Here is a 9562-nt window from a genome sequence, read left to right on the forward strand (position 1 = left end):
CATGATCACCAGCACGTTCGGCCGTCCACCAGACCTCGCCACTATGACCTCCCTGTCGTTTCCCCATGATCATCAACCGCTGGCCCCGCCATGGTGTGTCCCATCGTTGATGATCATGGGGACTGAGTCGTCTGATCCTCAGGATGCCGCACGGTGAGCCATCCGCCGATCAACCGGCAACTAGTCATACCCGAGTCATGCCATTGACGGGGTATGAGATAAAGCCGCAGAATCCTGCACATGCCGGAGATCCCTGCGTTGACCGAGGCGCCGCACGGGACACGGTTCCGGATGCTCGCGTCGATGATCCGGCGCGAGATCGACCACGGAACGTTGCCAGTAGGCACCAGGCTGCCCGCCGTACCGGAACTGGCCCAGGCACACGGGGTCGGCGTGAACACGGTGCGACGCGCGGTCGCCTGCCTGGTCGACGACGGCCTGTTGGACCGCCGGCACGGCAGCGGCACATACGTCGTACGTACGTCGGCGGAACGGCGTGCCTGCCGCGCGATCGGCGTCCTGGTCCCGTCACTCACCTACTACTACCCGCAGGTGGTCGCCGGCATCGAGGAAGCTGCCTCGCGCCGCGGGGTGGACACCGTCATCGCGTGCTCGAACTACGATCCCGAGCGGGAACTCGCGGACATCGAACGGTTCCTCGCCTCGGGTGTGGACGGGCTCCTGCTCGCACCGAGCCTGCATCGCACGTCGGACCCGGGTGCCTACGCGGCACGGTTGAGCAAGCTTCCGGTCCCCTCGTTCCTGATCGAGCGTGGGCTCGACGACCTCGGCGGCGGCTCCGACATTCCGGACGCGTCATCGGTACGCACCGACATCGTCGCGGGTGCCCGCTCCGCGGTCGCGCACCTGGCCGCCTTGGGCCGTCGCCGGATCGGACACATCGGCCATCTCCATTCGGCGCCGGGAGCCGACGTCTTCCGTGGATACCGCCTGGCCATGGAGGAACTTGGGCTCGAGGTGATCGATGCCGCCGTACTCCGGCGGCCGACCCTGTCGATGCCGGACGTCGCCCACTATGTCGACACGTGCGCTGAGCAGGGCCTGGACGGCGTGCTGTGCCTCGGTGACCCGTTCGCGGCCACCCTCGTACGCGAGCTCGGCAAACGCGGGCACCCGGTGCCCGGCGACGTCGCCGTCGTCACCTTCGACGACGAGTTCGCGCACGTCGCCGAGGTACCGCTCACCGCGGTCTCACCACCCAAGCAGGAGCTCGGACGGCTCGCCGCCGACCTGCTGATCCGGCAGATCGAGAACGACGGGCCGTCCGTCCCGTGTCAGGTCCAGCTGCAACCGGAGCTCGTCGTGCGCGCCTCCTGCGGCGCGACACCAACGCAATCCCTTGACCTCGTGTTCGAAGCGACCGGCTGACCCCGGCCGATCCACCGCCACGACGGCCGGGCGTTCACGGTCTCGATGGCGCGCGAGGCGAGCAAGCACCGCTCATCGACGCAGCTCGTCCCGCAACATCTGGATCTGACCGTCGACGTAGCTCTTCGTCGCGGCGTCACGTTCGTCCGCCGGCTCCCCGACGTCGGCGATGCGACCTTCGCTCATGGTCAGGCCCGACGAGTCCAGCCGCATCGCCTGGGTCCCGCCCACAGTCCAGCCCACGGCGTCTTGACCGGGGAAGAACATGCCCGTGTCGGTGTCGTTCGCGTTGCCCAGTCCCGGCAGCGACTCGGTCCCGCCGGTGACATAGACCCGGCCGACATTGGAGACGAACGCCATCGGTTTACCCTCGGTGTTCTGCCATTCGGTCAGGCGGGCCTGCTGTCCGTCAACGGCCTGGATCACCAACGGCTTCTCGTTTCCTGCTGTTGCGCTGATCACCGCAACCGCGCGCTCGTCCACCTCTTGCGGCTGGTTGACGGTGAGCCTGCTGGCGATCGGCGGATCGATCGGTGCCCCCGACGTCCGTTTGCGCGGCAGATATGTCGTGTTGATGCCGGTGAATCCGGTGCGATAGTTGCTCACACCAGAGGTGTCGCCGACGAACTCCAACTCCCGGTTGAACGCGTCGCCGTAATTGTCCGCTCCGACCACCATCACCTGTGTCTGCTCACCCACGTTGATCGCCCGGCTGGCACGCTCGACGCCGCCGATGACGTTCGTGTCGTACCAGCAGTTGATCAACGCGACCGTGCCGCCGATATTGTCGAGGTCGAGCATGTAGCCGGAGGGCGGAAATGGGAAGTCATCGACGTCGTCGAACGCGGGATGCCCGCCCGCCGAAAGGTTGCGCATCGCACATGCCTCGAATGTGAAGCCGCCCGTATGATGCGAACTTCCCACCGGCTCTACGGATCGGCGCAAGATCGAATGTGTGGGGCTTTCGAAATAGCAACCGATAAAACTGTACGCTGCCACGCCTCGATCGGCCCGTATATCTACGGCGGTAAACCACGGCTCCAGTGGCAATGGGTAGTCCGGCTCGATCCATCTCGCGTCTCCAGGCACCGTGGACCATACCGTGCCGAAGAACTGTGCCCCGGAGTAGTTCGACGCCGCGACGCCCACATTACACGCACCGAATATTCCGCCGTTGAACTTCGTCGCCGTCGAGTCGTTCTTCACGCCGATATGACACCAAGCTATTCTGACGTTGTCAAACACGATGTCATCGAATGACCCGGACGGATATGTCTCATTGGTCAGCCCGGTGATGCCGTGACCCGTGAAGTGCTCGATCCGCAGATTTCGCATACGAGCGCCCTTGACCTTGCGCGCCGGGGAATACTGCGGATCCGGGTCTCCGATGACAATGCCGTCTTCGACCCAGCGGCCGGTCTCGAACTCGCCGTCGATGTACAGTTCCTCGAAGCCCCCGTCCTCCCCGGGGTCGCTTTCCGCGGGCATCGGGACGGCGAGACGCGCGAACGGCGTGAAGTCCGCAGCGGCCTTGAGATAGGTGACCTTGGCGTAGTGCGTGACCATGTCTCCGCGCACCAGGACACCGGCTCGGTTGTTATCGATGGTGCCCGTGATGTGGTACGTGCCTGCCCTGATATGGACGATGCCACCGCCGGCGTCGCCCGCTGCCTGGATCGCGGCGTTGATCTGCTCGGTGTCGTTACGTCCGTCGGTCTGGAAGTCGTCCGTGCGGTCCGGTCCTACCGTCAGGCAGAACTTGGCCTGGAAGGGACTGTGGCCGGCGGCTTCGGCGGACCCGCCCGGAAGCGCGGCTGCGCTGACCGCGGCGGTGGCGCCGACCAGGCCGACCGCACCCGCGCGGAGCAGGTTCCGTCGAGTCGAGTCACGTGGTGTGGATGTGGTGTCCATGTGCACTCCTAGTCTTCTGACGTTGCCGGCTCAGCTCACATTGAGGGACCTGCTGAGCTCGACCCAGGACGCGCCGTCCCAGGAGAGAGTGATGAGATCGAGCGCGTTCGGCTCGGTGGACAGCGCCACGTCTCCGTCCGCGTACTTGACGTTGGCCGGCCAGCTCACCTGGTGCCCGCCGGCGGCATCCTGGCTCAGCTGCAGCGTCAGCGTGTCGCCCCGGTACCCTCCAGCGGGAAGCGAGACCGTGATGTCGCCGGTCAGGGTCGCGGCGATGTGCTGACCCCGCACCCGGTCGAACTCGGTAGGGCCGGCGACGGTTCCCTTCGTGTAGTGCGTGTTGCCGTTGTTGAGCACGTTGCCGAAGTTGGCGAGAGAGTCATAGGTCTCCCCGCCGGCGAGGGTACAACCAGTGATGGCGACACTGCGGCTGTAGCCGTGTGTCCTGGAATCCCGCCATGCCGCGTTCCCGGCTCCGAGGGCGAAGACGCATCCGGTGACGGTGATGTTGTGGGTCGGGTAGGTCGCTGTATCGCGGAGATGTATGGCTTCGGCCGCCGTGTTGAACTCGCAGTTCGTGATCTTGATCTTGTTGCTGGACATCATGTTGAGCCACGTCTTGACCGAGCCGCCGCTGAACCACACGTTCGATATCCAGCATTGGGTCTGGTACTGCAAGTCGATGCCGATACCAGAGTTCGCGGAGACGATGCTGTTGGAGACGAACAGGGCGCCGGGGATCGTCGGTGCGGTCGGGTCGATGTCGGAGTCCCAGACGGTGGTGATCGAGTTCGTAGCTCCGCGCATCCGGCAGAGGTTCACCACCACGCAGTCCTGGTTGCTGAGCTTGAGAAGGTTGGTCGTCTGCCCTCCGCCATCGAGCGTCAACTGCTCGAACTGCACGCCATGTGAGAGATCCGCGTTCTCGGCCGGGTTGCTGCGGCCGACCACAGCGAACATGTCGGTGAGCTCGGCCGACGCGACCAGAGCGGTGCCGCCGACGGTGTTGCTCGCCGACTTGACGAACTCCTCGCCGACGATGCGGACATGTGGGTCGAACGGGAACATGATGGTGGCGGAGATGTTGTAGGTCCCGGCCCGGATGAACACGATGCCACCGCCCTCCCCCGCCACGTGGTCGATCGCGGCCTGAATCTGGCTGGTGTCATTGGTCCCGTCGGTCTGGAAGTCGTCGGTCCGGTCCTCTCCGACGGTGACGTAGGCTTTCGCCTGCAGCGGTCTGGCATTGGCTTCTGCCGCCGGGGCGAAGACACCGACCGCGGCGGCGCCGACCAGGCCCGCTGCGCCGGCCCGGAACAGGTTGCGGCGGCTGGACCCTTCGAGCTCTGTGTTGACCTGCATGGTCGTGCTCCTTCCGGTTGGTGGTGCTACTGGCGGTTGGTGGTGCTGACTGGCGGTCGAGCTGGAGAAGGCCGCGTCACGCCGGTGCCGGATCGACCAGCTGAGGCGTGGCGGGGTGGCGCCCGCAGGGTGCTGTCCGGATCTCATCCGGCCAGGCCAGCGGCACGCCCAGAACGCTCTCCAAGCGGCGCTGGAAGTCGGCTAGCCGAGTGGCGTCGGCGCGGATCGCCCGTGGTTGCACACCGGCGGTCAGCGACTCGGCCGCAAGCGCACCCGCGGCTTCGCCGATGCTCCACTCGGCCGGATGGAGCCGGTAGCAACCATTGGTGATGTGCGTGGTGCCGATGTTCTTATTGGCCGGCAGGAGGTTCTCGACGCGCACCGGCAGCAGCGCGCCCAGCGGTATCTGGAACGGGTAGCAGTCCACGTCGATGTAGGTCCGCCCGGCCGTGCTGGGGTGGAGGTCGATGCGGTAGGAACCGAGGCCGACGCTGTCTTCGAAAACCTCCGAACCGGCGCCGTCTGCTCTGGCGTCGACGCCGACATGCTGCTCGAGGACGGTGAACTCGGCCTGGATCCTGCGCGACTCGCGGATGTACGGCATCTTGGCCAAGCCGTCGACGGTGTCGACGGCGTCCGGCCGCAACCGCAGGCCGGGGTATCCGTGCCCGCCTCCTGGCCGCGGAGCCTCGCTCTGCATCCAGTACAGGAAGGACAGCGACAGGTCGCGGGCCCCTTCCAGAGCACCCTGGCGAGTCTCCTCGTCGACACCGAGAAGGGGCAGCTCCCAGTAGTCGATCTGTGGCCAGTTGACCAGGCTGACGTCGCCCTGGGCTATCTCGCGCGGATCCGCTGCAGGCACCGGCGAGGGGGCGACGCCGTCGCGAACGAACTGGTTGCCCGCCAGGATGCGGCGGTAGCGCCACAGGTCGCGTTCACCGGTGTCCGCCGTGCCGTCGAAGATGTATCGCTCGCGGCTGGCCAGGGTGATGGGATGGACATCCCTCCAGGACAGCTGCGAGCCCGGCCAGAAGTCCGCCACCCTCGCGCGCCAGCCGTTGTAGCCGGCGGGCTTGTCGATCGTGTTGTCCTCTCCGTCGCGGTGCTCCAGCGGATAGCACCACGAGATCGCTTGCTGGTCGAGAGGGTCAGGGTGCCGTGCGGCGTGCAGCTCGCCGGTGTCGTCCTGTCCCTCGGCGCCGATCACATGCTCCACCCCGGCCAGCTCAAGAAGATCACCTAGCTCAGTGGCGTCAATGACGTAGTCCGCCGTCACGGTGACGGCGGCGCCGTCGGTCTGCCGCTCGAACGTGACGGCGTCCACCCGATCGCCCGTGCAGTGCGCGGTCGCGGGGCGGTGCCGCATGAGGGTGGTGACCTGCCCGAGCGCCCGCCACGGAGCCAGCATCTCCTCGATCGCGGCGACCGCCACTCTGGGCTCGTGACACAGCGGGCTGACGTAGCCGAGTCCGGGGTTCAGCAGAGCGTCGGCGGCGGAAGATGCGCGGAGCGGGTAGTTCCTCCGGTAGTAGTCGCGGATCTTGCTCCGCAGCCGGCGGTAGCTCTGGGAGGCGTAGCGCGACTCGATCCACGGATGCTCATCTGGCGGCACCGCCTGGCTGGTCAGCTGCCCCCCGAGCCAGTCGGTCTCCTCGGTCAGCACTACCGCGTGCCCCAGCCGTGCGGCCGTCAGCGCCGCGGCGACGCCACCCAGCCCGCCGCCGACGACGAGCACCGCGCATCGCATCTCAGTCATGGTCATCCCTTCACACCGCCGTCGGAGAGACCGGCGATAAAGCTGCGTTGGTTGAAGACGAAAACGGCGACCACCGGCAAGATCACCAGGACAGCACCGGCCATCGCCGGTCCATACATGACGTTTCCACCGGTCAGGAACTTTGAGAGGGCGAGCTGGACGGTCTCGGCCTCCATGGAGCTGGTGACGACGAGTGGCCAGAGGAAGTCGTCCCACACAGCGGTGAACGAGAAGATCGCCACCACGGCCACCAGGGGCCGGGCCAGCGGTACGTAGATCCGCCAGAAGGTAGTGAGCTCGCTGGCACCGTCGATACGTGCGGCCTCGCCCAGGTCGTCGTCCAACCCGAAGAAGTACTGCCGCGCGAGGAAGATGTTGAGCGGCGCGATCAGGTGCGGCAACACCACACCCGGCAGCGTGTCGAGCAGGCCGGTCCCGTCCTGACCCAACAGATCGTTCCCTCCGACCAGCGGAAACCCCTTCGTCATGAGGAACAGCGGGATCAGGGTCACCGCGACCGGAACCATCGCGGTAGAGATCATCAGGAGGAAGACGAGGGTGCTGCCCCGAAAGGGGAGCTTCGCGAACGCGTACCCGGCCAGCACCGCGAACGTGCAGTTGACCAGCACGGCGGCGCCCGCCACCATGGTCGAGTTGATCATCGCGCGGCCGACGTTCCCGGAGGTCCACGCGGTGGAGAAGTTCTCGAACGTCGGGTCCGCCGGCAGCATGCTGGGAACGCTGGTGAACACCTCGGCCTCAGGTTTGAACGCGATCGAGAGCATCCAGAGGAACGGCATCATGACCAGGACCGTCGCGATCATCAGGACGAGGAATGTCCCTGGGCGCCGCCGGGCGATCCACCGGGTGGCCGGCCGCCGGACGGCTGGCCACCGGGCCCCGATCCGACCGGGGCCGCGCGAGGTGTGTACAGACATCATCGGTTCGACCCCATCCGACGCAGGATCATGAACGAGAACGCGAAGATCAGCGCGAACAGCACGAATGCCATCGCGCTGGCAGATCCGAACCGGTTGTTCTGGAACGCCTCTTCGTAGATGAGGAAGTTGGTGGTGGTCGTAGACCGCAGCGGCCCGCCACCGGTGAGGATGAAGATCTCCGCGAACGACTGCGCCAGATAGACGATGTTGAGGATGACGATGTAGGTCGTCACCGGGCGCAACCCGGGGAGCGTGACGTAGCGGAACCGTTGCCACGAGTTCGCGCCGTCCACCGTGGCGGCTTCGTAGAGCGTTCGCGGGATCGCCTGGAGGCCGGCCAGGAACAGCACCATGTTGCCACCGAGGGCCTTCCAGACCCGCATGCCGGCCACCGCATGCAACGCCGTGCCTTCGTCCAGTAGCCAGTTCCGCGGGTCCAGCCCGACCTGCCCCAGCAGGTGATTGAACCAGCCGTCCGGCGAGTACAGCCACAGCCAGATCAGGCTGACCGCCGCGAGCGGGACGATGCGAGGCAGAAACAGGCCGGCCCGGAACAGCCCGATCCCGCGCATGCTGCGGTTGGCGAGCAGCGCTAGACCGAGCGCGATCGCCACGGCGAACGGCAGGACCTCAGCGACGAACTGGACCGTGACGCGCACGGACTTGTGAAAGTCCGCGTCGCTCAGCAGGTCGACATAGTTGTCGATACCGATCAGTTGGGGACCGCCACGGTCGAGCGGGCTGTACCGGGTGAAGCTCAAATACAGCCCATAGACCACCGGGAAGAGATGGAAGATTCCGATGTACGCGGCCGCAGGGGCCACGAACAGTGCGCCCATCAGGCGTCGCTGCGCGGCAGGTCCCCTCGGGCGCCGCCGTCGCCTCGGAAGGCGTGGCGAAAGACGCCCGGCGGGCGCCAACTGGCGTGCCGTAGTCATGGAGATCCGTCCCTTATTCGCCGCTCAGCAACGGGCCGGCCTCGGCGGCGGCATCGTCGAGCGCCTCTCGCGGTGACACCTCCGCGTGGAGCGCGCGCTCGAGGTGCTGGTCGATGACGTTGCGCACCTCGACCCAGGCGGGCACGTTCGGGCTGCCGACGAAGTTCGGGCCGGCCTCGATGAACGACGCGATGAGTGGCTCGTCCGCGACGTAGTCGCCGTCCTTCGCCGAGGCCCGGACCGGAATCTGGCCGGTGACCTGGGCGTAGCTCTCCGACACGTCGGCGGACAGCATGAACTCCATGAAAGCCCAGGCCAGCTCCTTGTTGCCGGAGTCCTTGTTCATGAACAAGCCTGGCCCGGGTCCACCGAACATCTCCGCTTCCGCACTGCTCATCGGCTGGATGAGAGCGATCTGGTCGGTGAGCTCGGGCCGCGCTCGCGCAATCTGGACAGCCTGGCCCGAGGTCACCATGACCATGGCAGCAGACCCTGTGGCGAGCGGGTTCTGCGCCGCCGGCTGGTTGGCGAAGTCCGCGCCGAGCAGGTCGGACACGGCCGGATCGCCTTGGTGGAGTCGGACGAAGTACTCGAGTGCTCGTACTCCGGCGTCGGAGTTCCAGGTGACCTCAGCACCGTCGTCGGAGAGCAGCTGCCCACCTTCGGAGCCGAGCAGCCCCATGAAGGACTGCACACGCTGGATCTCGCCGGTCTGCAATATCAGTCCGGCGGTGTCTCCCGAGGTGAGCTCGACAGCGGCGTCGTAGGCGTCGTTCCACGTGGAGGGCGGATCGTCTGGATCGAGTCCGGCGTCAGCGAACAGGTCCTTCCTATACGCGATGAGCCGACCTTCGCCGCCGAGCGGCACCATGTACTGCGAGCCGTTCACCTGGCCGCCAACAAGGAAGGCCGCGAGGTCCTCCAGGTCTGACGGCTCAAGGAGCTCGATGAAGCCATCAAGCGGCTCGAGCCGGTCCGACTCCGCCAGGCCGGCGGCCGCTGCGGGTCCGTGGCCGAACACGTCGGGCGCTGTCCCGCCGGCAAAGCCAGTGTTCAGCCGCGTCGACACGTCCTCCCAGGGGACGAATGTGACGTCCAGCTCGGCGTCGTTGGCGGCCTCGAACTCCGGCACCAACTGCTCCGTGACCAGCTCGATCTCATCAGGGTTGTTGCCGGGAAACCATACGGTCAGAGTGCCACCGTTCTCGGCTTCGGTCCCGGTGTCGCCGACGTCGGCGTCGTTGCCTCCAGTCCCACAGCTTGCC

7 protein-coding genes are annotated in these 9562 nt (G+C 66.4%); 1 reads left to right on the plus strand and 6 read right to left on the minus strand.

The annotated features are described in order from the left end of the window. The first annotated feature begins 240 nt into the window (after positions 1-240). Positions 241-1389, plus strand: a complete 1149-nt coding sequence (locus ELR45_RS02585; protein ID WP_129663157.1) for a substrate-binding domain-containing protein — start codon at positions 241-243, stop codon at positions 1387-1389. A 72-nt stretch (positions 1390-1461) separates the two neighbouring features. Here the strand turns inward: ELR45_RS02585 and ELR45_RS02590 are convergent, their stop codons facing one another. The 6 genes from ELR45_RS02590 to ELR45_RS02615 form a co-directional block, all read right to left on the minus strand. Beyond that, positions 1462-3300, minus strand: a complete 1839-nt coding sequence (locus ELR45_RS02590; RefSeq protein ID WP_129663160.1) for a hypothetical protein — start codon at positions 3298-3300, stop codon at positions 1462-1464. A gap of 30 nt (positions 3301-3330) precedes the next feature. After that, entirely contained in the window at positions 3331-4662 is a 1332-nt protein-coding gene (locus ELR45_RS02595) for a glycosyl hydrolase family 28-related protein (protein ID WP_165367402.1), read from the minus strand. A 76-nt stretch (positions 4663-4738) separates the two neighbouring features. Then, a complete protein-coding gene (locus tag ELR45_RS02600; protein WP_129663164.1) occupies positions 4739-6418 on the minus strand; it encodes an FAD-dependent oxidoreductase in 1680 nt (559 codons plus the stop codon). Positions 6419-6420: 2 nt separating this feature from the next. Then, positions 6421-7242, minus strand: a complete 822-nt coding sequence (locus ELR45_RS02605; protein ID WP_165367403.1) for a carbohydrate ABC transporter permease — start codon at positions 7240-7242, stop codon at positions 6421-6423. Positions 7243-7355: 113 nt separating this feature from the next. Further along, on the minus strand, positions 7356-8198 hold the full coding sequence (locus ELR45_RS02610; RefSeq protein ID WP_165367404.1) for a carbohydrate ABC transporter permease: 843 nt from the start codon (positions 8196-8198) through the stop codon (positions 7356-7358). A gap of 112 nt (positions 8199-8310) precedes the next feature. After that, positions 8311-9562 (minus strand): extracellular solute-binding protein (locus ELR45_RS02615; RefSeq protein ID WP_165367405.1); only part of this gene is annotated, 1252 nt, incomplete at its 5' end.

Source organism: Phytoactinopolyspora endophytica (assembly GCF_004138495.1).
GTDB classification, from domain to species: Bacteria; Actinomycetota; Actinomycetes; order Jiangellales; family Jiangellaceae; genus Phytoactinopolyspora; species Phytoactinopolyspora endophytica.

What these genes read in the sequence shown, in the direction of transcription:
- ELR45_RS02585 (WP_129663157.1), top strand. Translation starts at nt 241, where the DNA reads ATGCCGGAGATCCCTGCGTTGACCGAGGCGCCGCACGGGACACGGTTC.
- ELR45_RS02590 (WP_129663160.1), bottom strand. Translation starts at nt 3,300, where the DNA reads ATGGACACCACATCCACACCACGTGACTCGACTCGACGGAACCTGCTC.
- ELR45_RS02595 (WP_165367402.1), bottom strand. Translation starts at nt 4,662, where the DNA reads ATGCAGGTCAACACAGAGCTCGAAGGGTCCAGCCGCCGCAACCTGTTC.
- ELR45_RS02600 (WP_129663164.1), bottom strand. Translation starts at nt 6,418, where the DNA reads ATGACTGAGATGCGATGCGCGGTGCTCGTCGTCGGCGGCGGGCTGGGT.
- ELR45_RS02605 (WP_165367403.1), bottom strand. Translation starts at nt 7,242, where the DNA reads ATGATCGCGACGGTCCTGGTCATGATGCCGTTCCTCTGGATGCTCTCG.
- ELR45_RS02610 (WP_165367404.1), bottom strand. Translation starts at nt 8,198, where the DNA reads ATGGGCGCACTGTTCGTGGCCCCTGCGGCCGCGTACATCGGAATCTTC.